The organism is Kribbella sp. NPDC051952 (genome assembly GCF_040680855.1).
Classification (GTDB): Bacteria; Actinomycetota; Actinomycetes; order Propionibacteriales; family Kribbellaceae; genus Kribbella.
On record NZ_JBFAXQ010000008.1, the window covers coordinates 293,899 to 317,254 of the forward strand.

Annotated in this window: 21 protein-coding genes; 6 read left to right on the forward strand and 15 right to left on the reverse strand. The window is 67.4% G+C overall.

What is annotated here, in order from left to right:
• Position 1: 1 nt before the first annotated feature.
• From AB0L70_RS18040 to AB0L70_RS18065, 6 genes are all read right to left on the reverse strand, one after another.
• On the reverse strand, positions 2-1,960 hold the full coding sequence (locus tag AB0L70_RS18040; protein ID WP_363685284.1) for a VWA domain-containing protein: 1,959 nt from the start codon (positions 1,958-1,960) through the stop codon (positions 2-4).
• Between the two features lie 121 nt (positions 1,961-2,081).
• On the reverse strand, positions 2,082-3,479 hold the full coding sequence (locus AB0L70_RS18045) for an ATP-binding protein (RefSeq protein ID WP_363685286.1): 1,398 nt from the start codon (positions 3,477-3,479) through the stop codon (positions 2,082-2,084).
• 44 nt (positions 3,480-3,523) lie between these two features.
• The gene (locus AB0L70_RS18050) at positions 3,524-4,804 is read right to left on the reverse strand and encodes a serine hydrolase domain-containing protein (protein ID WP_363685288.1); all 1,281 of its coding nucleotides are present in this window, start codon (positions 4,802-4,804) and stop codon (positions 3,524-3,526) included.
• A gap of 9 nt (positions 4,805-4,813) precedes the next feature.
• Positions 4,814-5,548, reverse strand: coding sequence for a Clp protease N-terminal domain-containing protein (locus tag AB0L70_RS18055; RefSeq protein WP_363685290.1), 735 nt, complete (start codon positions 5,546-5,548; stop codon positions 4,814-4,816).
• Positions 5,549-5,600: 52 nt separating this feature from the next.
• Positions 5,601-6,770: a serine/threonine protein kinase gene (locus tag AB0L70_RS18060; RefSeq protein WP_363685292.1), complete on the reverse strand. Its 1,170-nt coding sequence runs from the start codon at positions 6,768-6,770 to the stop codon at positions 5,601-5,603.
• A 10-nt stretch (positions 6,771-6,780) separates the two neighbouring features.
• On the reverse strand, positions 6,781-7,308 hold the full coding sequence (locus AB0L70_RS18065; RefSeq protein WP_363685294.1) for a hypothetical protein: 528 nt from the start codon (positions 7,306-7,308) through the stop codon (positions 6,781-6,783).
• A gap of 89 nt (positions 7,309-7,397) precedes the next feature.
• Between AB0L70_RS18065 and AB0L70_RS18070 the strand changes: the two genes are divergently transcribed.
• From AB0L70_RS18070 to AB0L70_RS18090, 5 genes are all read left to right on the forward strand, one after another.
• Positions 7,398-7,718, forward strand: coding sequence for a hypothetical protein (locus tag AB0L70_RS18070; protein ID WP_363685296.1), 321 nt, complete (start codon positions 7,398-7,400; stop codon positions 7,716-7,718).
• Positions 7,718-8,002, forward strand: coding sequence for a hypothetical protein (locus tag AB0L70_RS18075; protein WP_363685298.1), 285 nt, complete (start codon positions 7,718-7,720; stop codon positions 8,000-8,002). The genes AB0L70_RS18070 and AB0L70_RS18075 overlap by 1 nt, the downstream gene beginning before the upstream one ends.
• On the forward strand, positions 8,002-8,679 hold the full coding sequence (locus AB0L70_RS18080; RefSeq protein ID WP_363685300.1) for a hypothetical protein: 678 nt from the start codon (positions 8,002-8,004) through the stop codon (positions 8,677-8,679). Before AB0L70_RS18075 ends, AB0L70_RS18080 begins: the two co-directional genes overlap by 1 nt.
• 105 nt (positions 8,680-8,784) lie before the next feature.
• On the forward strand, positions 8,785-9,297 hold the full coding sequence (mug, locus tag AB0L70_RS18085) for a G/U mismatch-specific DNA glycosylase (RefSeq protein ID WP_363685302.1): 513 nt from the start codon (positions 8,785-8,787) through the stop codon (positions 9,295-9,297).
• 26 nt (positions 9,298-9,323) lie between these two features.
• Positions 9,324-12,632, forward strand: a complete 3,309-nt coding sequence (locus AB0L70_RS18090) for a hypothetical protein (RefSeq protein WP_363685304.1) — start codon at positions 9,324-9,326, stop codon at positions 12,630-12,632.
• Positions 12,633-12,815: 183 nt separating this feature from the next.
• Here the strand turns inward: AB0L70_RS18090 and AB0L70_RS18095 are convergent, their stop codons facing one another.
• Genes AB0L70_RS18095 through AB0L70_RS18135 form a run of 9 tightly spaced genes read right to left on the reverse strand, consistent with a single transcriptional unit; the run spans position 12,816 to position 22,282 of the window.
• Positions 12,816-13,799 carry an ATP-dependent DNA ligase gene (locus AB0L70_RS18095; protein WP_363685306.1) on the reverse strand — a complete coding sequence of 328 codons (984 nt, stop codon included), beginning with the start codon at positions 13,797-13,799 and terminating at the stop codon, positions 12,816-12,818.
• A gap of 9 nt (positions 13,800-13,808) precedes the next feature.
• Positions 13,809-14,927, reverse strand: a complete 1,119-nt coding sequence (locus tag AB0L70_RS18100; RefSeq protein ID WP_363685308.1) for an aminotransferase class V-fold PLP-dependent enzyme — start codon at positions 14,925-14,927, stop codon at positions 13,809-13,811.
• Between the two features lie 54 nt (positions 14,928-14,981).
• The gene (locus tag AB0L70_RS18105) at positions 14,982-15,827 is read right to left on the reverse strand and encodes an acetylxylan esterase (RefSeq protein ID WP_363685310.1); all 846 of its coding nucleotides are present in this window, start codon (positions 15,825-15,827) and stop codon (positions 14,982-14,984) included.
• 3 nt (positions 15,828-15,830) lie between these two features.
• On the reverse strand, positions 15,831-16,757 hold the full coding sequence (locus tag AB0L70_RS18110) for an acetylxylan esterase (protein ID WP_363685312.1): 927 nt from the start codon (positions 16,755-16,757) through the stop codon (positions 15,831-15,833).
• Positions 16,754-17,851 (reverse strand): ABC transporter ATP-binding protein, encoded by a 1,098-nt coding sequence (locus tag AB0L70_RS18115; protein WP_363685314.1) that lies wholly within the window; start codon positions 17,849-17,851, stop codon positions 16,754-16,756. Before AB0L70_RS18115 ends, AB0L70_RS18110 begins: the two co-directional genes overlap by 4 nt.
• A 3-nt stretch (positions 17,852-17,854) precedes the next feature.
• Positions 17,855-18,748: a carbohydrate ABC transporter permease gene (locus AB0L70_RS18120; RefSeq protein ID WP_363685316.1), complete on the reverse strand. Its 894-nt coding sequence runs from the start codon at positions 18,746-18,748 to the stop codon at positions 17,855-17,857.
• Complete coding sequence (locus tag AB0L70_RS18125) at positions 18,745-19,650, reverse strand: sugar ABC transporter permease (RefSeq protein WP_363685318.1); 906 nt, start codon at positions 19,648-19,650, stop codon at positions 18,745-18,747. The genes AB0L70_RS18120 and AB0L70_RS18125 overlap by 4 nt, the downstream gene beginning before the upstream one ends.
• Before the next feature lie 2 nt (positions 19,651-19,652).
• Positions 19,653-20,984 carry a sugar ABC transporter substrate-binding protein gene (locus AB0L70_RS18130; RefSeq protein ID WP_363685319.1) on the reverse strand — a complete coding sequence of 444 codons (1,332 nt, stop codon included), beginning with the start codon at positions 20,982-20,984 and terminating at the stop codon, positions 19,653-19,655.
• Positions 20,957-22,282: a hypothetical protein gene (locus AB0L70_RS18135; RefSeq protein WP_363685321.1), complete on the reverse strand. Its 1,326-nt coding sequence runs from the start codon at positions 22,280-22,282 to the stop codon at positions 20,957-20,959. The genes AB0L70_RS18130 and AB0L70_RS18135 overlap by 28 nt, the downstream gene beginning before the upstream one ends.
• A gap of 170 nt (positions 22,283-22,452) precedes the next feature.
• Between AB0L70_RS18135 and AB0L70_RS18140 the strand changes: the two genes are divergently transcribed.
• Positions 22,453-23,334, forward strand: a complete 882-nt coding sequence (locus AB0L70_RS18140; protein ID WP_363685323.1) for a helix-turn-helix transcriptional regulator — start codon at positions 22,453-22,455, stop codon at positions 23,332-23,334.
• Positions 23,335-23,356 lie beyond the last annotated feature (22 nt).

Sequence of the window (23,356 nt, forward strand, 5' to 3'; positions counted from 1 at the left end):
CTCAGAGTTTGCGCCGGGTCCGCAGGTAGTCGCCGACCACTGCGGCACCAAGGCCGTCCGCGTCCGGAGCCAGGACCCGTCCGCCACTGCGGCGAGCCAGCAGATCGACAAACGCGTTCAACCGCGGATCGTCTCCAAGCCGGAACACAGTCAGCGAAGCACCAAGCTTCGCCAGCCGGTCCACCTCGAAGATCGTCTTCCGCAGCGTCGCCGGCTCTGGCGGATACGAGAACTCCGCCGTGCCGTCCGGCTCGAGATGCGCAGTCGGTTCGCCGTCGGTCACCATCAGCACGACCGGCTGCGCATCCGGATGACGACGCAGATGACGGCCGGCGAGCAGCAGGGCGTGGTGCGCGTTGGTGCCCTGCTCCCACGTGCCTTCCATCCCGATCAACTGCGGCAACTCGACAACCCCGGCGTACCGGCCGAAGGTGATCAACTGCAAAGCGTCGTTGCGGTAGCGAGTCGAGATCAGCTGATGCAGCGCGAGCGCCGTCCGCTTCATCGGCAGCCAGCGATTCTCCTGGACCATCGACCAGGACGTGTCCACCAGCAACGCCACCGCAGCCCGAGCCCGGTGCTCGGTCTCGGCGATCTCCACATCGGCCACGTCCAGCTTCACGGACCCACTCCGCGACGCAGTTCGCAGTACGGCGTTGCGCACCGTCCGTGGCACGTCCCACGGCTGCGTATCGCCGAACTCCCACTGCCGCGTGGACCCACTCAGCTCACCAGCCGCGCCCGCGTTCGCCGCGTCCCGTTCACCGGATCCCCGCGCAGTCCGCAGTACGTCGGCCAACGCCGTCTGACCCAGTTGCCGCAAGGCCTTGGGTGACAACCGCAACGAACCGTCTGGCGCCCGCTCCAGCAACCCCTGATCGCGAAGCTGTCGCTCGAGCTCGGACAGCCGACGCGCATCAACCGTTGCCTCATCGCCTAGTTGCCGGGTCAACGCATCGAGGTCGATGTCCTCCAACCGCGCACCCGGATAGGACTGTGCCAACTGCTCGGCCAACGCGTCCAGCTCGGCCAGATCCGACATCGCCTGCGCGCCGTCGGACAGACCGAGCGGATCCTCGCCGCTCATCCGCTCGCCGCCGGACCAATCCTCCCCCGGCCGAAGCGACTGCAACTGCGAATCCAGCTGCGCCAACTGCTGCGCGAGCTGCGGACTGCCGAACGCCTGCTGCGACAACTCCATCAACTCGGCCCGCTGCTCAGGCGTCATCGAGTTCATCATCCGCTGCGCCGCGGCCGCCCGCTGCGCCAGTACGTCGATCAGTTCGTCGACATCACGTGGATTCTCCGGGAAGAATTCGCCGTGCTGGGTCATGAACTCTTCGAACAGCTCCGGCACCTCCGGCCGGCCCTGCGCATGCGCCGCGAGCAGCGCGTTGAGGTCGGTGAGCATCTCGTTGATCCGCTCGACGTCCTCAGGCGTGGTCTGCTGCAGCGCCTCCTTCATGCCCTCGAACCGCGAGCCCAGCAGCTCACGTCCGAGCAGTTCACGGATCTGCTCGTACTTCTCCCGCGCCTCCGACGACTGCCAGTCGTAGTTCGCGAGCTCCCGTACGGCGGCCGCCGTACCGGCTGGGAGTGCGTCGAGCTGAGCCTCCCGGAACCGGGCGTCGTCGGACGGGTTGGGGAACAGATCGTGTCGCTCGGCCGCGAGCGCTTCGTCGAGCAGGCGCTGGACGTCCCGCAGCGTACCGTCGAGGTTGTGCCGTCGCTGGATCTCGCGGCGGCGCTCCCACAACCTGCGGCTGAGGTCGTCCAGGCCTTGGGTGTTCCGGGTGCCACGCCGGAGCATCTCCTCCAGCGCGGACCGCGGCGACGACCCGTTCATCACGTCGCGCCCGATCTCGTCCAACGCGTCACGCAGGTCGGCCGGCGCGGCGAGCGGATCCGGCCCGTCGTGCCACGGCCCGTAGGACCAGCCTTCCGGTAGGGAGCTGGTCATGGGGCCTCCCGGCCTGGACTGAGGAGCGGAAGGAGCGTAGCGACTGCAGCGACGAGGGAAGGCCGGGAGTCACAGCCCCATGACCCGCCGAGCGGCAGCGAGGCAATATGCACCGTCATGCTCAGGCTCCGTACACCGTGGTGTCGTTGTCGGCGTCCTTGGCGAGTCGTTTCGACAGGTACAGCGCCTCCAGCGCGAGCTCGACCGCGGCCGCGATCCGGCCGGGCGACTCGTCCGGCTCGACACCCGCACGGGCCGCGACATCATGCAGTACGGGCAACTCGGGCAGAGCCGCCAGTACGTCGCGACCGGGCACGCGCTCGCCCGTGGTCACCAAGTGGCCGTCGGCAACGGCATGAGCCAGCGGGCTGAGGTCCAGACCGGCGAACCGCTCACGCGCGGTGTCCGCGACCGAACGGCGCAGCAGGTACTCGAGCAGCTCGATCTCGCGCCCCTCCTCGCCGGGCTCGAACTCGAGCTTGCCGCGCAGCACCGCCGGCACAGCCTCCAGGTCGACCGGCCGCGCAACCGCCGGCTCCTCACCGGTGATCGCACTCCGGCGCAACGCGGCGGCGGCGATCGTCTCGGCCGCGGCGACCGCGAACCGGGCCGAAACACCCGACCGCTGGTCGATCGCGGTCGACTCCCGCAGGTGCCGGACGAACCGGGCCAGCACCTCCAGCAACGGCTCGCCCACCTCGGCGGTGAACTCGGCCTCCTGCCGGATCACGTCCACCTCGGCATCGATGTCGAGCGGGTAGTGGGTCCGGACCTCGGCGCCGAACCGGTCCTTCAGTGGCGTGATGATGCGGCCGCGGTTGGTGTAGTCCTCCGGGTTGGCCGTTGCCACCAGCAACACGTCGAGCGGCAGCCGCAGCGTGTACCCACGGACCTGGATGTCGCGCTCCTCCATCACGTTCAGCAACGCGACCTGGATCCGCTCGGCCAGGTCCGGCAGCTCGTTGATCGCGACGATGCCGCGGTGCGCCCGCGGGACCAGGCCGAAGTGAATGGTCTCGGGGTCGCCGAGGCTGCGGCCCTCGGCCACCTTCACCGGGTCCACGTCGCCGATCAGGTCGCCGACGGAGGTGTCCGGCGTCGCCAGCTTCTCGGCGTACCGGAGGCTGCGGTGCAGCCAGGCCACGGGGAGGTCGTCGCCGAGCTCGGCCGCGCGGCGGCGGGAGGCGGGCGTGATCGGGTCGAGTGGGTGCTCGGGCAGCTCTGCGCCCTCGATCACCGGGGTCCACTCGTCGAGCAGCCCGACGAGCGTGCGCAGCAGGCGGGTCTTGCCCTGGCCACGCTCACCGAGGAGTACGACGTCGTGCCCGGCGATCAGGGCGCGCTCCAGCTGCGGAATCACCGTGCGGCCGAAGCCGACGATGCCGGGCCAGGGGTCAGCGCCGGCCCGGAGCCGGGTCAACAGATTGTCACGGAGTTCGGCCTTGATCGACCGAGGGAGATATCCGGCGGCCCGGAGGTCACCGGCCTTACGGGGAAGTTCAGCAGGTGCACTAGTCACCCTGAAGACGTTAGCTCGGTCACCCCAAAATGCACCCCGGTATTTCAGACCTTGGGCGTGACCCGGCCCGAGGCGAAGACGTGGGTCGGCGTGAAGGTGATCGGAACCCACGGATGACCGGGCGCATCCCGGCTGACGAAATGGTTGCCGTCGGCCGGGATCGTCGGTCGCAGCTCGAACTCCTGCGTCGCCGCCTGATCGGTGAACGCCAGCCTGTCCCCCGTCGGCTGGTAGGTCATGACCAGGCGGTCATCGCGGCGTACGACGTCCAGCCGCACGCTGGCGCGCTCGTACCGGCCGACATGCTGATCGTCGATCGGCGCGTCGACAGGCTGCGGCGGACTCGGGTGACCGACGCCGGTGAAGTGCGTGAAGACCTCAGTGGCCAGCGGCTCGAACAGCACGCTGCCGTTGCCGGAGTTGGTCAGCAGGCACATGATCACGCCGGCCTCGGGGTCGATCCGCAGGAACGCCAGCTGCGAGATCGTCGTACCGTCGTGGCCGAACAACACGCGGCCGTCCCAGTCGTAGATCCGCCAGGACAGGCCGAGGTCGGAGAAGCCGCCGATGCCACCGGCGTACGGCACCTGCGGCTCCTGCATCGACGCATAGCGATCGTCGGTCAGATGCATCCGAGCGAACTCGAGCAGGTCACTCGCGGTCGCGATGACCCCGCCGGCCGGTCCGATACTGCGGGGCAGCTGCCAGGTCTTGACCGGCGTCCCGTCCGCGGCCAGATGACCGACGGCGGCGCGGTGCAGGATCGCCTCCTCCGCCAGCGTGACCGTGTGAGTCAGGCCGAGCGGCTCGACCAACCGGGCCTTGAGTGACTCGTTCCAGGTCCGGCCGTCGAGCACCTCGATGATTCGGCCGAGCAGCACGAATCCCGTGTTGCAGTAGGAGTACGCCGTACCCGGTTCGAAGAGCCGGTCCACGTCACCGAGCAGAGCGACGTACCGCTCGACGCAGTCGTCGCCGCGGCCGGTGTCGGTGAACACGTCGCCGTCGATGCCGCTCGTATGGTTGAGCAGGTGCCGGACCGTGATCCGCGCGTCGATCGGTGCTTCCGGCAACAACTTCACCACGGCGTCGTCGAGGTCCAACCGTCCCTCGGCGGCCAGCTGGACGATCATCGTGGCGGTCCATGGCTTGGTGACCGATCCGATCTGGAAGACCGAGTCGGCGGTCGTCTCCACCCCGGTCGCGGCATTCACCACGCCGTACGGCGAGATCGTCGTCTCCCCGTCGTGCCAGATCCCGAGCACCGCCCCGGGGACCTCAGCCGCCACCGCCAACTCACGCAACCGCGCAGACCAGTCAGGCATGCACCAAACCTACTTCTTGGCCTTGGTCAGCTCCTCGAACAGGGCCCGCATCGCAGTCCAAGCAGTGTTCTCGTCGAGGCCTTGCTCCTGCAGGATCTGCGTCGCCATCCCGGCCGAGTCCCGGTAGAAAGCGAGCAGCAGATGCTCGGTTCCGACGTAGTTGTGGCCCAAAGTCAGCGCTTCGTTCACCGCGCCCTGCAGGACATGCGCAGTACGGCGGGTGTACGGCGGGTTGTCGTCATCCAGCGCTTTCTCGACGGTCTCCGCATCGTCCGGCGACCCGGCAGGGCTCTTGATATCCATCGCGACTCGGACCGATTCCTCGGTGATGTTGTGCGCGAGGAGCACTTTCGTGGCCAGAGCCTCGGGCTGCGTGAAGAACGCCAGCAGCAGGTGCTCGGTGCCGATGAACGCATGGTGCCGGCTGCGCGCGACGTCCTTCGCAGCGTCGACCACAGCCTTCGTCCGAGCCGTGTAGCGGCGGAAGCCCGGCCGGGCGGACCACGAGTCGGCGAACCGCTTGTGCGCGGCCTGCTTACTGACGCCGAGCACGGCGCTGATCTCGAGCCAGGACTTCCCCGCGCCGCGGGCCCGGTCCACGAAGAACCCGAGCGCGGCATCGCTGGTGCTGGTCATGTCGTTGATCGTCGCCGAGGCGGTCGCGAGCTGCTCGAGCTCGTCCTCACTACCGGCGTCGGTCTTGATGGTGTTGATGAGTTGCTGCAGATCAGGCCCAGGAGTCATGTCGTCAACGTTAGGTTGACGATCATGAATCGTCAACCCCAGGTTGACGCACTCAGCAACGATGCCGCACGTAGTCGGTCAGCGACCACCCGGTCCGGCCGTCCGGCAGGCGCACGTGCACCCAGGTGTCTCCGTCCCGCGGTGCGATCGGAGTCAGCCGATCCCCGCGATACACGGTCGCCACCACGGCCCGGCTCCGTGGCGCATCCCGGACCGTCGCATCCTGCGCGCAGACGGTCAGTTGGTCCTCGGACACCTGATGCACTCGAGCCAGCAACGTCGTACCGACCGCGCCCACGACGAGCACCGGCACCGCAACCGCGACCCACCGGCCCGCCCGTCGCCGGGTGCGCGGAATCACCGGACGAGCGATCGCCGCAGTACGCACGGCCGCCGCGAACTCGGCCGCGGTCGAGAATCGTTCGGCCGGCTCCTTCGCCATCGCCTTCCGGACCACGGCGTCGTACCCGGGAACGCCGTACGCACTGGGCACCGGAGGCGGCAGCATCGCGACCGCATAGGCGAGCTCAGGCAACGTGCGACGTTCGTACGGGCGTTTGCCGGTGAGGAGACTGAACAGCGTGCCGCCGAGCGCGTACACGTCGGTTGCGGCGGAGACATCCTCACCACGCCATTGCTCGGGAGCCATGTAGGCGACCGTGCCGGCCATCGATCCGAGGGCAGGCCCGGACGGCGCTCCGGTGTGCAGCCAGGCCGCGTCACCGCTGAGGTCGAGCCCGGTCGTCGATTCCAGGCTGACGAGTTGGCGGGCGACACCGAAATCGGCGACCAGCGGGCGATCGTGATCGAGGATGATGTTGGCCGGTTTGAGATCCCGATGGATGACCCCGGCCGCGTGCATCGCGTCGACCGCGTCGGCGACCTGGGTCAGGAGTTCCGCGGCACGCTCGACCGCCAGCGGGCCCTCGGCATCCATCCGGTGTTGAAGATCCGGACCGCTTAGGCGATCCATCACCAGCCAGGCCTGATCACGTTCGCCGCCGACCTCGTGGACGCGCACGACGCCCGGGTGGACGACCGCGGCCGCCAGCCGGGCTTCGCGGCGCAAGCGGTCGCGGTACTGCGCGTCGACCAACTCGGGATGGACGACCTTGATCGCGACAGCAGCCCCGTCGGCGAGCCGTTCCGCCGCGTAGACCACGCCGGTCGCACCTGCACCCAGCGGCTCCGCGAGGCGGTAGCCAGGTACCTCGACGATCACGGCTCGCACATTAACTGCCACTGTCCGCTCCCGGAAGGGATTCTGCTGCCAGCTCGACGAGAGGTTCCAGCTGTGCCACTTCAGCCAGCACCTTGCGACGAAAACGGCGCAGATTGCTCGGGTCGTCAGCACTTGCGCGCAGTGGCGACAGCAGTTGCCGGACGGCCCGACCAAGCTGGTCATCGGCGGCATCGTCGGCCACCGGCAGCAGTTCACGTGCCTCGGCGAGCGCTTGGCTGAGCAGCTTGAGCCGGATCGGCTCCTCCAGCAGCAGGGCCGCGACCCGCAGCATCCGGCGGCCCGCCTTCAGGGCGAACTCCGAGCTGATCGGCTGGGCGGGTGCGTCCCGTTGCTCACGGACCGCGTCGATCCACGGCTCGATCGTCGTACCGCGCCAGATCGGCCCGGACGACAGCTCGCCGTCGGGCTCCGGAATGCCGTGGCTACGCCGCCGACGCCAGGCCGTGACCAGCTGCCGGTTCAGGCCGAGGGCCTCGGCGATCTCAGCGATCCCGTAGAAGGCCTTGCGTTGCGTCACCCGGTCAGCGTAGCTACTGGTGACACCTCTTGCCATCTCTGACGACACCTCGTAACGTCATCACAGATGACAATCAACCGGAGGTTCTGATGACACGGAAACCCGCCCTCCTCCTCAGCGCGCTCGCCGTCACCGGTGCCGCGCTCACTGCCGGAGCACCGGCCGCCCACGCGGCCGAGGTCCCTGAGCACGCGATCATCGTGTGCGAGTCGGCGACCATGTACGAGAACTACGACTTCGCCATCCCGGGCCCGTCGCACCCGCTGCGCACGCTGGGCTACGGCGACAAGGTCGGCCACACCCGCGGCGCCCACCCGGTCTACAACGGCTGGGCCTCGATCCAGGACTTCGGCCCGAACGACTGGGGCTACGTCCGGATCGAGTGCCTCGGCGGTTGGGGGTCCTGGTGATGAACCGACTGCTGCGCACCACCGCCCTGACCGGCGCCCTGCTCGTCGGCGCCGCCGTACTGACCTCGGCTCCGGCCAGCGCCGCGAACGGTCACGTCGGTGTCCGCGAGACCGTCTGCGCCCAGGACCTCGAGCTCCGGACCGAACCGCTCGGCGCCCGGATGGGCACCCTGCACAATCCGCAGACCTTCCTGGTCAAGCAGATCTCGGGCAGCTGGGTCTACGGATTCGCGTACGGCGACATCAACCACGACGGCTGGGTCCAGGACGGCTGGTTCTGCTGATGCGGCGGCTGCTCGCGATCGCGGCCGCGGCTCTGCTGCTGTGTGGTCTCAGCGCCCCGGCCCACGCCGTCAACCAGTACACGACCATCGGGAACGTGCCGAAACCCGAGGCCTGCAACAACCACGGGATCATGCCGGCCGGCGGCTGGCTCGCGAACAAGTCGTGCGGCTACGTGATGGGGACGGCGATCGCCGGGACCCACTTCGACGTTCACACCACGACCGCGAACAACTTCCACTTCGGCCGGTGGCGGGCCGGGGACGGCTCGAACTTCTGCGCCTTCCTGGTCCCGGGTGCGCTGGACACCTCGCACTCGACCTCGGTCGCATCGAGCTGCAGCGATGACACGAGTGAGCGGCTGTCCCATCGCCGTACGTTCGGTCGTGACTTCGACGCGGCACCGCACACGGGCAACGGCGCGATCATCGTGCCGATCAACCCGTCGGCGTGCACCGGGTATTACAACTATTTCGTCGACAGCAATTACGCCTCGGGGAGCCTGCACGACCCGGCCGGCTTCGCACTCCCAGCAGCCGGCGGCTACCGCTATTCGACGAACGACCTCGGCGCCGCCATGATCCGGGTCGACGCGCTGGGCGAGACCATCTGGCTGTTCGTCGCCCGCAGCTGCATCGCGTCGCAGCTCCCCAGCGGCCTGAACAACGAGAACGACTGAAAGGCGTACCGAAGGACGGGTAGTGGTAGGCGCCTTAGGAGCGCGGCAGGCGAGACCTCAGCCCGAACTGACCACTACTACCCGTCCTTCGGTACGGTGTCGCACGTGCAACCTCTGCCCGATGTCATCGCGCCGGGGTTGCGGGTGCTGTTCAGTGGGATCAATCCCGGGCTGATGTCCGCGGAGACCGGTCATCACTTTGCTCGGCCGGGGAATCGGTTCTGGCCGGCGTTGCACCTCAGTGGGTTCACGCCGCGCCAGCTGCAACCGGCCGAGCAAGGTGAGCTGCTGACCTACCGCCTCGGCATCACCAACGTCGTCGACCGCCCGTCCGCGCGAGCCGACGAGCTCTCGCGCGCGGAGTTCCTGGCCGGCGGGGAGAACCTGGTCAAGAAGGTGCTGGAGTACCAGCCCGAGTGGCTCGCGATCGTCGGCATCACGGCGTACCGGGACGCTTTCGGGGACCGTACGGCGGCAATCGGCAAACAGGACCGGATGATCGGCAACACCCGCGTCTGGGTCCTCCCCAACCCGAGCGGCCTGAACGCGCATTACACGCTGCCGAAGCTTGCCGCCGCGTTCGCGGAGCTCGAACACGACGCGTCGCGGGCCGGCTGACACCTGGGGTTCGGCAGGATGGGGGTATGCGCGTCACGGAGCTGCTGCGGTCGATCGACGGACTCTCGTACGGCCAACGGGCCCGGCTGCTCGCCACCCAGCGGCACGAGCTGATCGGACTCCTCGACGAACTGGGGCGGGGTGACGCGTTCGCGCGGACGCTCGGGCTCCAGATCGCCGAGGCGGCCCGGGATACGGCGTACGTCGCCAGCTGTCTTCGCGACGCGACTCCGGCCGTGCAGACCCGCGCTCTCGTGGCGGTCGCGCGGGGTGTCCCGGTCTCGGACGACGACCTCCGGATCTTGTACGACGATGCGCCGGCGGTGCTGCGGACCAAACTCGTCGCCCTGGTACGGCGCACTCGGCGGGAGCACCTCGCGACTCGGCTGATCGACGAGCACCGGGCTCGCTGGGGTGATGTGGCCGCGATCGGGTTGCTCTCGGCCACCGATCGCGCGACTGTGGCCCGTCTGCTGCCCGAGCTGGCGTACTGCTTGGCGCCCGGCGATTGGCGTCGGCTCGCTGCACGGCACGCCTCCGAAGTGCTCGCGTTCGCCCGCGAGACGCTGCCGACCGGCGAGGATCGGGATGAGTGGTGGCAGGGCGTCGGGCACGGCGTGACCGCGGCGCTCGATGACGATCCGGATGCGGTGGCGGCGCTGATCATGCAGGCGATCCCGGCGCACGAGCTGCCGGTCGCGGTGCTCGACATCCTGGGTCGGCTGATCGATCATGATCCGGCCGGGGTGCTGGCGCTTCTGCTCGCACCTGATCGGCAGGCCGTCGTACGGAATGCTTTCACTCCGGCGTTGCGTCGCCGGTTGCACCGGTATTCGGACGAGGAACTGATCAGGCTTGGCCGGTTGGTCTGGCCCGATCTGAGCGGGCTTCTGCACGATCTGGCGCCGAGCCGCCGGGCTCGCATCTTTGCGGCCGTCACCGAGTCGATCGACCTGAGCCAGGCCCTGCTGTCGGAGGAACTGCTCGACGTACTCCCGCATGACACCCGGCACGAGCAGGCCCGGCGGATGATCCAGCTTCCGGTCGTCGTGGATGACACGCTCTATCGGTGGCAGGTGCTCGCTCAGCTTCCGTATGAGGAGGCTTTCGCGGAGCTCGAGTCGGAGGTACGACGGCCTGACGCTGACCAGCGTGGTGGTGTGTACCGGGCCGTGCTGCTGGCGGCGGGGCGATCGCGGCAGCCTGAGGTTTTGGCCGAGGCCATGCGGTGGGCGGCCGAGCGGGTTCGCAATGATCGCGACACCGTGCGGGCCGCGGTGCTGTATGCGGTGATCGCCGTACCTCCCTCGCTGTTCGGTGTCGAGCATGTGGATGCGTTGGAGCTGTTGCTTACGGACGGGCTGGCTGCGCGGGACGCCTCGTGGGCGACGCGGCGGGCGCTCACCCAGTTGGCCGAGCGTGCCGTCGTACAAGGTGCTCTGGGCAACCGATCTGCCTTGCTGGACTGGGGTTTGCGGGCGCACGGGCGGCTGTCGGAGAACCAGGGCTCGATCAGTCTGGCCGGGCTGATCGACGGTCTGCCGCGCGGGCGCGAGGTCGAGGTGTACGACGTACTGCGGCCGGCGATCGAGGCTTCGGCCAAGCGGAACGAGTTCGGGCTGGCGTTCGCGGTGGCGGCTGCGTTCGAGCGGCGGGCCTGGCCGTTGGGTCACCTGCAGGACGTGCTCGAGCAGGCGGTGTGGTCCAACCAGGAGAACACCGTCGAGCGGGCCTGCCGGTACTGGTTGGAGGCGCCACGCACCCGGGGTGAGCGGGCTGAGCGGATCATCCGGCGGGATGTGCGGATGGCTCGGTGGCAGCCGGTCTGGCGGGTTGTGACGGAGTTCCGGACCGATCTGCTCGATCCGGTGTTGGCCGCGGCCGATCGGATCCGGCGGTTCGATCGCAACGGTGCGGTCTGGGCGGTGCCGGATTACGCGCTGCGGCAGTGGCTGCCTCGGCAGCAGGCCCGGTACGCCGAACTGCTTGTTGGTGCGGCTCGGGATGAGCGGATGCCGGAGTGGTATCGCGGATTCGCGGTGACGGCGATCGGGCACGTGCCGGGGGCTGCGCTGGATCAGTTCCTGGCGAGTGACGACGTACTGATGCAGGAGGCTGCGCTCGCCGGACTGTCTTGGAGTGATCGGCCTGATCTCGTGCTGCCGGTGTTGCTGGCACATGCGGGTGATGATCGGGCTCGGGTCGCTATGTACGCCGCTTCGCGGGCCGCTCGGTTTGTGCGGCCGAGTCTGCTTCCCGGGTTGCTGGAGCCGGTGCTGACTGGTGAACGCGTGAAGGTGACGTCTCGGAAGGAGGCGGTGCGGCTGCTCGGGTCCTTGCGTGCACCTGGCGCGGGCGCCGTACTGACTGAGGCTTGGGCCGGGGCTCATCGGGATGTGCGGGCTGCGATCGCTAGCACGGTGTCGCAGTACCTGCTGTATGCCCCGGCGGCTTGGGCCGTGTTGGAGCAGGCCGTGCATGATTCGGCGGCTACTGCGGTGGTGTTGACCGAGCGGCGTGCGTACGACATGCCTGCGGCGTACCGGTCGCGCTATGCGGATCTGTTGATCGCGGTGACGACTCGGAGCGAGCCCGACGTACTCCGGCATGCGCTGGCGGCGTTGCGGCAGTGGGCTCGTCACAACCGGGCTGCGTCGCGTGTTTGCGCGGACTTCGTGGTTGATCTCAACCGGACTGGGTTGTGGCCCAGTGCGGTTGTTTCCCTCGTTGGCATAGTCGCGACGAATCCGGCCGACGGTTTGGACGAGCTCGTCGACACGGTCCGTTCGCTGATCCGTTCCGAGGCGGATCCGGCGCTTCCCAACGCGACCGGCACGCGTGACCACCCTGCTCGCCAGCGGCTGTCGTACCTCATCACGCAACTCTGCGCCCAGCTGTCGAACCGCTCGGCCGAGACCCGCCAACTCCTCAAGCAGGTAGCCGCCGAGCTGACCACCCCAGACTTCCTGCACCACCGCCTGCAGCTACTGGTCACGTCCCTCGACCAGTCATCCCTCGCCGCAGAGCTAACCTCCCTCCGCCAGGCGGTAGCCGACGACCCCCTAGCGGCACTGACCGCGGCCGACCTCGTCCAAACCCGCCTAGCCACCACCGAGCCAGCCTGGAGCCCAGCCGCTCTCCTAGCCCCCACCACCGAACTCGTGGCAGCCCCAGACCTTCCCTCGGGCCTCCTGGCCCAAGCCCTCATCACAGCCGCAGCCCCCCGAGCCGGCTGGCCCGCCACCTGGCGCCAACAGTTGATTGCCCTCCGCAACCACCCGTCCCCCACCATCCGCCGCCGAGCCCTAGACCAAACCCCAACCCCCGAGCCCTAACCCACGGGCTCGTACCAGCACCACCCCGAGCCTTGGCCAACGCCAACCACCGCACGCCAAGGCGACCCCAGCCCCACGCCACCACCACCGGAGATCGGCTGGATACACAACTCCGGACGGAGCGGCGAACAACCACCGACTGCAGGGTCGGCCGCATCGCCGACCACAGCAACCTCCGGCAACCTACTCAGAAGTCTTGGGGTTTTCGGCGGCTTCTCGGGCTCGTTTGCGGCGTTTGCCTTCGTGCATGGCTATGACGCGGGCGATCGGGATGGCTCGGCCTTCCTCGAGGAGGTCTCCGGGGAGGGATTGGGGCGAGGGAAGTTGGTCGGCCCAACGGTCGGCCGAGCCCAGCTGGTCGACGGCGTTGCGGACGGTGAAGTCGCGGGGTGTGACCCGGTCGAGGTCGTCCCAGCCGATCGGGAACGACACCGGCGTACCAGGCCGCACCCGCGGACTGTAGGCCGCGACAACCGTCGCCCCACCCGACCGGGTCGAGTCGACGAAAACCTTTCCGTGCCGGTCCTCCTTGATGTACGCCGTAGTCGCAACAGCCGGATCGATCTTCTCCGCCCGCGCCGCGATCGCCCGGGTCGCGGCGGCCGCATCCTCGATCGACACCGACTCGTCGATCGGGACGAACACATGCACACCCTTGGCGCCACTCGTCTTGACCGCCCCAACCAACCCGGCGCCGCTCAACGCCTCCCGAACCAGGAACGCCGCCTGCACGGCCTTCGAGAATGTGTCGCCCCCCTCCGGCGGGTCGAGGTCCAGCACCAGATGCGTGACGTGATCCCACCGATCGGCCCGCACCAGCGTCGGGTGGTACTCCACCGCCCGCTGGTTCCCGAACCACAGCAACGTCCGCCGGTCGTCGCACAACGCGTACGACACCTCACGCTTGGACGCCTCCGCCCACACCGGCACGGTCTTCACCCAGTCCGGTGTGTACTTCGGAACATTTTTCTGCATGAACTTCGGCTGCCCCGGCCGGATCCGGATCACCGACAACGGCCGGTCCCGCAGCTCCAGCAGGATCCGCTCGTGGACAGCGTCCAGGTAGTCGACCAGGTCCCGCTTCGTCGCGTCAGCGCCGTCGAACAGCGGCTGATCCAGGTTGGTCAGGTCTACCCCGTCGCGGGTCTCATCCGGCTTGCTCGCCATTCCCAGAGCTTAGGCCGTGCCGAGTGCAGTAGGCGCGGGATCATCGGACCGGCCTAGAAGGCGGACCAGGGCCTCGAGAACCACCAGGTCCTCCCCCGGCTCCAGCGTCTGCGGGTTGAGCGCGATCTCGTCGTCGCCGACTCTGAAGTCACCGACCGCGATCCGCGGGTCGCCCTCCCACAACGCCCGTACCAACTCGTCGCGTGTCCACACGCAGGTTGTCAACAATCGGACGATGGCGCGCCCGTGCGGTTGGCCCGCCTCACTCGGATACCGCCGCTCGACGACCACTCCCGGCAAGTTCTGCAATCCGACAATCCACCGGTCGACAATCTGCTCGTACCCGGCGATCACCGCCTCCTCGTCCTGCTCGAGCGACCACTCGACCGCGGCGAGGAGGGCGAGCAGTTCCTCCTTCCCCACCTTCATCCCGCGCCCGATCTCCTGGTACGGCGATGCATGCGCGCGGCACCTGTCGACAATCCACTGCGTCCCCAGCACCAACCCACTCGCCTGCGGACCCCGCAGCCCCTTACCCCCGCTGAAGATCACCGCATCCGCGCCAACCTCCGTGGTGTAGTGCCACAACGAGGCCACCGGCGGAATCTGTGCCGCGGCGTCGACAATCACCGGCACCTCGGCACCGGCTTCGCGAGCGATCCGGACCACGTCCTCGATCGGCAACGCGCCGACCGCGTAGTTCGAGTTGGCGAACCACAGGACGCAAGCGGGCCGACGAGCCAACGCGTCCCGGAGCTCGTCAGCCGAAGGCCCGATCTCGACGATCCGCGCGCCAGTGATGCGAGCCGAGTAGTCATAGCCGTTGCGCTGGCTGGCGAACATGACGACCTCAGCGTCGATCGGGAACGCCTGCGCCTCAGCCGTGATGCACGCGGCAACCGTCAACGTGATCGCCGCAGCCGCGCCCGAGGTCACGTACGCCGCCTCGTTGCGAGTAAGAGCAGCAAGCCGCTCACTCACGCGGTCGTGCAGCTCGTGCATGTCAACGAAGTGAGCCGCCGCGTCGACCATCGCCTTGACGGCCGGCGGCGCCATCAACGATCCGCCGAGCACGGTGAGCGTGGCCGACGCATTGATCACCGGCCGCACCCCAAACGGATTCGTCATGCCAGGAACCCCATCCTCATACCCGCAACCCGATCCATCCCGAGAACCTCTTCGTCATGCCAGGTACCTCGACATCGGGCGGACGCCGGAGAGCTCGGCCAGCCAGGCATCCAGGAAGTCGTTATCCGTCCCGTCCAGATGCGTCAGCTGATACACGCTCGCCGCCGGAAACGCCCCGGTCAGCGGCGCACACCAGTCGGGATCGTCCACCGCGAGCAACGTCCGCCCGGCCACCGCCGGCGCATGCCGGGCTGGATCGAAGTAGGCAATCGTCTTGTCGACAATCTCCGCCGACGAGCCGGCCCGCAGGTAATCGTTGAGCTCCTCCAACGGGTAATGACTCGACCGCAACCGAGCCTCCATCGCCCGGTAGAACAGCAACTCCGTCACCCGGACCGCACTGAACCCAGGCCGCCGCGCAGCCGTCAGTACCGCCAGATCGTCCCCGGTCACCGCGACCCGCGCACGATCCACCTCCGCGAGCCCCATCAGGAACTCCGCGCCGCGCAAGCAGTCGGCCGCGATCCCGCGATAGATGTACGACGCCGGATCGTCGATGTCCATTGTCAACAATCCCGGGTACGCCGCGGAGAACCCCTCGTCGGCCAGCCGCTGACCACGATGCATCAGACCCAGCACGACGTACCGGCTTCGGTCGTTCGGGTGTGGGACGTGGTTGACGCTGCCGTAGCGCGGTGTCTGGAGCAATGCCGGGAACGGGCCGTCGCCGGTCGGAATGCTGAGGTGACCGAAGACGCGGTACGGCCCGGTGCTGGTCAGGCGCACGGTGTAGCTGGTCGCCTCGTCGGTGGCTCGTTGCGGCACCAGGTCGAGCACCGGCCGGCCCGGAATCGCGGCCAGTTCCTCGTCGACCGCGGCCCAGTAGCTGTCGAAGTTCATCGGTCACCGTCCAGGGGTGAGGTGTTTGGCAAGGAAGTCCTCCACGATCCGCATCACGCCAGGCAGGCCGGCGTGGTGCGCGCAGTGCGGGTACGTGTGCAACGTGGTCTCGCAGGTCAGCACGCGCTCCAGCGCGAACCCGGTCTCCGGCGGGCACACGTCGTCCTCGAGCCCGAGGTACAACAGCGTCGGCGCCTGCACCTTCGGCGCGAAGTTCAGCCCGTCGTAGTACGCGACCGTCTCCCGCACCCGGTCGACATCCTTCGGGTGCAATCGCAGGTACTCGTTGATCTCCTCGTACGGATACGACCGCGTCAGCGTCGGCGCGGTCATGATCCCGCACAGATACGGCGCTCCCGCGGCCACGCACCGGATCACGTCGGGCATCATCGCCGCCGTACTGATGCCGAGCCCGCCGCCCTGACTCGATCCCTGCAGTCCGATCCGCTGATTGTCGACTTCAGGACGATCGAGCAATACCTCAACCGCCCGCACGACGTCGAGGTAGAACCCGCGATACCCGTAGGTGTTCGGGTCCACGATGTTGTGCGTCAACAACCCCGGGTAGCCCGGATTGAAGACGGTGTTCGACCGGAGCTTCCCGCGTGGCGCCACCGCGAGAGCGGCGTACCCGAGCTCGGACCACTCCTTCGGGATCGTCGGCTCCGAGATGTACCCGGGGATCGTGACGAGAGCCGGGTACGGCGCGGACAGGCCGCGCGGGACCGTGTACCAGCCGGCGATCCGCAGACCGCCGTAACTCGTGTAGCGCAGATCGTAGACAATCACTTTGTCTGTGGAGAGCGACGGCATCTCGGTCAGGACCGGATCCAGCGGGTACGACGCACAGTCCGCCAGGCCGGCCGCCCAGAAGTCGTCGAAGTCGTCCGGTAGCTCGACCTCGACGGTCGCGTTCTCGGGGTCTCTCAAGAGCGTTCCTCTCGGTTCGGAGCGTGGATTGCGGTGCCGTCGGAGGCGTTGAACAGATGCAGACGGCTGGGGTTGAAGCCGACGAACACCGTGCTGTCGTGGCCCAGCCGGAACGGTGTCGGGACGCGGGCCTTGATCAGTTCGCCTTCGATCCGCACGGTGACGAGGACGTCAGGCCCAAGTGGTTCGGCAACGAAGACCTTCCCCGGATGATGGCCTACGACTGGGGTGCTGGAGAGGGTGACGTCCTCGGGCCGCACTCCCAGCACCACCGCCGGGTCGTCCGGCCCGGCAGGCAGGTCGACGGTTTGAGTGAGCGCAGGCGAGCGGAACGTCCGCACACCATCGACGTCAGCCAACGAGCCGGTGACGAAGTTCATCGGCGGTGAGCCCATGAACGACGCGACGAACCGGTTGGCCGGGCGTTCGTAGATCTCCTCCGGCGTCGCGCACTGCTGGATGATGCCGTCACGCATCACCGCGATCCGGTCCGACATCGTCATCGCCTCGACCTGGTCATGGGTGACGTAGATGAACGTACGGGCGACGTCGACATGCAGCCGCTTGATCTCCGCGCGCATCAGCACCCGGAGCTGTGCATCCAGGTTCGACAGCGGTTCGTCGAGCAGATACGCGCCGGCGTCGCGGACGATCGCCCGGCCGAGCGCGACTCGTTGCCGCTGGCCACCAGAAAGCTCACGTGGCTTGCGATCCAGCAGATCCTCGATGTCCAGCGTCCGTGCCGCCTGCAACACCTGCTCGGCGATCGTTGCCTTCGGCACCCGCATCATCTTCAGCGCGAAGCCGATGTTCTGCCGGACCGTCTTGTGCGGGTAGAGCGCATAGCTCTGGAACACCATCGCCACGTCGCGCTTGTTGGCCGGCAGCCAGCTCACCGGCTTGCCGTCGAAGTAGATGTTGCCCTCGCTCGCGCGTTCCAGGCCGCAGATCATCCGTAGGGTTGTCGACTTTCCACAACCAGACGGTCCGACCAGTGTGAGGAACTCCTGGTCCTCGACGGTCAGGTTGAGGTCGTTCACCGCGGTCTTACCGCCGAACGACTTGGTCACGCCTTCGAGCCGTACCTCTGCCATCTGTCAGCCCTTCACAGATCCGGCGGCCATGCCCTGGACCAGCTTGCGCTGGAAGAGCAGGGCCAGTACCAGGGGTGGGACAACCGCGAGCACACCGGCCGCGGCCATCACGGTGAACTGGGTGTTGAAGTCGGTGGCGAAGTTCGCCGCCACCACCGGGATCGTCTTCGCTGCCTTGGTGCTGGTCAGGAACAGCGCGAACATGAACTCGTTCCACGCGGTCATGAACGCGAACACCGCAGCCGCGACCAGCCCCGGCGCCGCAACCGGCAGGAACACCGTCCACATGGTCCGGAACCAGCCACACCGATCGACCCGGGCGGCCTCCTCCAACTCACGCGGCACCGAGCGGAAGAAGTCCTTCAGGATCCAGATCGTGATCGGCAACGCGAACGTCGTGTACGACAGGATCAGCGCCAGATAGGTGTCCAGCAGCCCGAACGTCCGCATCAGCAGGTAGAACGGGATGATGATCGCGATCCCCGGCACCATCCGCGTGAGCAGGTAGAGCACCAGCAACACCTGACTCCCCCGGAACTTCAACCGCGAGAACGAGTACGCCGCGAACGTCGCCAGCGCCAGGTTCAGCACAGCGGTCGCGGTCGCCACGATCAGACTGTTCCGCAACGAGTACGGCGTCTCGTCGATCGCCCGGCCCCCGACCAGTTGCTGCGCCGCCGAAGGATGAATGAAGCCGAGATAGTTCTCCAAGGTCGGATGGGTCGGAATCCAGTGCGGCGGCACCGAGATCGCATCCACCTCATGCATGAAGCTCATCGCCACGATCCAGTAGAACGGCAGCACCAGATACAGCGCGAAGGCGACAGCCAGCACGTACAGCACGATCTTCTTCCACGGAATCCGATAGCGCAGCGGCACTTTCACGACAGTGCTCATACCTCGAAATTCCCCTTCCGGTAGAGCAGCCCGATGTAGCCGACCGAGATGAGGAGGGTGATCGCGGTGATCACCCAGGCGTAGGCGCTGCCCAGGCCGAAGTCGGTGAAGGTGAGGACGGTCTGGACGTCGAGGAGGGCGATCGTGGTGGTCGCGTCACCGGGCCCGCCGCCGGTCAGGACGTAGATCGTGTCGAAGGCGCGGAAGGCGTTCATCGTCTCGAGGATCAGCACGATCAGGAGTGGATGCAGCAACCACGGCACAGTGACCTGCGTGAAGCGCCGCCAGGCACCGGCCCGGTCGACCGTGGCAGCGTCGTACAACTCTGAGGGGATTGTCGACAATCCGGCGAGCAGAATGATGACCGAGAACGGCAACGTGTTCCACACCTGCGCCAGCGCGGTGAACAGGAACGCGCCGGTGCCGGACGTCAGCCAGGCGTGGTAATGGTCGATCCATCCGAGCTGGGTCAGCAGGCCGTTCAGCGCACCGGTCTTCGCGTCGAAGATCGTCCGCCACATCAGCCCGTTCACCACCCCGGGCATTGCCCATGGCAACAAAGCCAGGCTGAGCAGCAGACCGCGACCCCGGAACCGCTCATTCAGGACCAGCGCCAGGATCAGCGCGAGTACGACGGTCAGCCCGAGCACCACCACGACGAACAGCGCGGAGACCCGGAGCGCCGAGAGGAACGCATGGTCCGACAGCAGGGACGTGTAGTTGTCGAAGCCGATGAAACGCTTGGCCCGCGGTCGCTTCAGATTGTTCTTCTGCAGGCTGACGTAGAAGGAGTACCCGATCGGATACGCGACCAGCAGGGCGATCACCACGATGGCCGGGGCGTTCAGCGCCCAGGCCTTGGCGTTGTCGCCCAGCGGCCGTCGTTCGGCGAGGACACTCATCCTCAGTTGTACTTCTTCTTGAGCGTCTCCGCGGTCTGGGCCAGCGAGGCGACCGCCGCGGACGGCTGCGTCTGGTTGCTGATCACACCCTGGACGACCTTGTGCATCTCGGTCTCGAACTCGGTGTACCAGGCCACACCCAGCACGTTGCGCGGCTTGGCGATCTCGGCCAGGTGCGCGTAGATCGCCGGGTCGGCGAACTTCTTCAGCGTCGCGGTCACCTCGGGGTCGGTCGCCATCGACTTGTAGGCGAACCCGAGTCCGCGCTGCTCGAACCAGAACTTCGCCGTGTACGGCTTCTTGTCCTCACCCAGCCCACCGAGATACGTGAGCAGCTTGAACGCGTCGTCCTTGACCTCGGTGTCCTTCGCCAGGCCGTAGAGCCGGGTGTTGCTGACGGTCCCGTGCTCCTTGCCGTCCAGGCTAGGCATCAGCGCCATCTTCATCTTGCCGGCGGTCTTGGACTTGGCCGGGTCGTTGTAGTCGCGCAGCGCGTACCGGGCGCCGATCGTGTAGGCGTACCGGCCGGCTTTCATCGCGTTGTCGGTCGGGACCGGCAGCAACTGCAGTGAGGCCGGGTCGAGCACCTTCGACTTGTTCGCCGCGTTCTGCATCCAGGTGAGGACGTCCTTCACGACGGTGTCGCTGGTGTTCATGATCGGCGCCTGCTGATCGTCGAACATGTTGCCGCCACTACCGAAGACGAGCGCCCACACCCAGGCCCACCACGTGTCGGACAGCTGGGCGGGCAGACCGATCGGATACTCCAGCAGACCGGCGCTCTTGATCTTGACCGCCTGCGCCTCCAACTCCTCCAGGCTCGCCGGTGGCTTGGTGAATCCGGCCTTGGCGAGAATCTCGGCGTTGTAGATCAGGCAGTTCGAGTCGGTGTAGTACGGCAGGCCGTACCGCTTGCCCTGGTACGTCATCGCTTCCGCGTTGCCCGGATAGATCCCGGCGTACACCTCGTCGACCCCGGGCATGCCGTCGAGTGGTTGCAGGTACTCGCCCTCGACCCAGGCCGCGAGGGAATCGTCGTACACGTAGAGGGCGTCCGGGCCACCGCCACCGGTGAACTCGGCAACAACCTTCTGCACGTACTGCGCGCTGGTGATCGGGGTGTAGTCGACCCTGATGTTGTTGGCCTTGCTGAAGCGGTCGACGTTCTGCTGGACCAGTGCGGCCTCGTAGTCCCATCCTTCGAACTTGACGCTGCCGTCGCCGGAGCCTCCGGACTTGGCGTCGTTCGAACAGGCGGACAGCAGCGGTGATACGGCCGGGACGGTCAGACCGAGACCGGCGTACTTCAGGATCTGGCGGCGGGTGAGCTCCATGGTGGTTTCTCCAACGCTTGGGCGATGCGCAGTCGATAAAGACGCGTGGGGCGTCCTTTGGGATGGTGCTGTGCGGTCCCCTCGACGCTCACCAGGCCGCCTGCGTCGAGGGTGCGGATCAGCCGGCGTCCGCTCTGATCCGTGATGCCGAGATGGCCGGCGAGCTCTCCAGGCGAGAGCGAACGGCCTTCCAGTTCGTGGTCCAGCGCCGCCAGCCGGGAGACTGTCACGGCGCTGAGACCGACGTGTTTCGCGAGTTGCTCGATGTCCTCGCCGTGTTCGCGGTAGGAGTACCGCAGCGCCTCACCGGCCGGTCCCATCGGGCCGATGATCACGCCGCTGTCCTCGAACAGGTACGCGCACGGTTCACTCGCCAGCTCCGCCCGCCCGGCCGCTTGCTCCGCGAGGAGCACACAACTACGGGCGGACACTCCGACACCGAAACCGGCCGACACATGCACGCCGAGCGCCGCTGCCGCCTCGGCCAGAGCCGGTACGGCGACCCAGTTGCGGGTGATGCGCTCGAACAGGGCCTTGTGGGCGAAGACGACGACGCCACGCCGGCCACGGTTCTCGATCCAGGCACCGGCGAATTCGGGGGTGTTGAGCAACAGATTCATCAGGCCGATCCGGGCCCGCTCCTCATCGGCGGACTGCGAGATGAGGAAGACACCGGCCGCGAACCGTTGTGCACTGGCGCGCTCCGACTCGATCCGCAGCGCGAGCTCGTGCAACTCGGTCCGGATCGTGGCCGGGACCGGCATACCGCTCATGATCGTGATCTCGCCGTTGAGCAGTTCACGGACGGCGGCACGCACGCTGATCACGTAGCTGCGCCCGCCGAACCGGTGGAACGCGTCGCGATGGAACTCGACGATCTCCTCGACAGACTGGGTCGGTGCGTAGGGCAAGCAGGCGATCTCGTCCTGGTCGAGCTCGAGCGCGGTCGCAACCGCTTCGACGGCCTCGGCCGGGAAGGTGTCGATGCTGACCGGAGTGCGACCCCAGCCCTGCTCCTGGGCGCGGTACAGCGCCAGGGTCAGGTCGAGCGCCGACGACCGGATCACGCCGACCGGCAAACCAGGCGGCAGGAGTTCGCGGCTGGCCGTGTACGGGACCGGGCCGGCGAGGAATCCGTCGACGCGGGTGCTGCCGAGGAACTCGGCCACCCTGTCGCGGATCTCGTCCTCGTGGTCGTAGCTGACCCACTCCAGGTCGACGCCGCCGAGCGTGCTGGCCGCCTCGCGGAACAGCACCCCGTGCGTCGAGTGGGTCACGACCCCGATGACGAGCGCCACACAGCACCACCTTTACGAACCATGTTCGGAAGTGACTCGTAAATCCGATGCCGACCAAACTCTCTCCACTCGGGTGCTCAGGTCAAGGGATCAACGCAAAGAAATTCGCCGGAAACACAGAGCGACCGCCGGATCTTGACGGCTGCCCGGTCGGCCGGTTCGCTGTCAGGATGGCCGGCATGGAGTCGTACGTCGAAGCCCCACCGCTGCCGGAACTGGCACGCGTGGTGCGGACCGTATGGATCCAGCGGACCGGCGAAACGGCGTACGTCCAAAGGCATCTGCCGACGGGCGGGGTCGAGATCCACTTCCCGATCGGTGGTCGTCCGCAGCTGGTCGGGCCGCTGACCGGTCCGGCGGTCGAGGTGATCCCGGCGCGCACGACCATCGTGGGCGTGCGGTTCCATCCAGGGACTGCGCCGCCACTTCCGACCGTGCTCGACGATCTGGTGGATCAGCGGATCGGCCTCGTGGAGCTGTGGGGAAGTCTCGAGGACCGCCTGGTCGACACGATGGCCAAGGCCGCGACACCCGAACGGGCGCTGGTGTTCTTGCAGTCCCATCTCGTCCAGGAGTTTCGTCGTACGAGCACGGTGGATTCCCTCGTCGGCGCGGCCGTGCATGCGTTGATGCCCTGGCAGCCGCTCAACATCGATGCATTGGCCAACCATTTGGCGCTCTCGCAGAGCCAGTTGCGTCGCCGCTGCCTGCAAGCGGTGGGGGTGACCCCCAAGGTTCTCCAGCGGACACTGAGGTTTCAGGGATTTCTCGCGCTCGCCCAAGCGGGTGCGCCGGCTTCGGGACGTCGTGGCGCCGACGGTGTCGCGGGGCTGGCGATCGATGCGGGGTACGCCGATCAGGCCCATCTCAGCCGGGAATGCCTTCGCCTGACCGGCGTCACTCCCAGCCAACTGCTCGGCGGTGATCTCGACCGGTGTTCCTGCGGTCATGACCACTCGGCGTCGTACCTGCCGTTCCTTGCGAGCCGTTCGACGCCTGCACGATTCGTTCAAGACCAGGCACCGGGCCGGCTCCTAATCTCAACCGGGTGACCTACCTGGTTGAGAGCGAGGA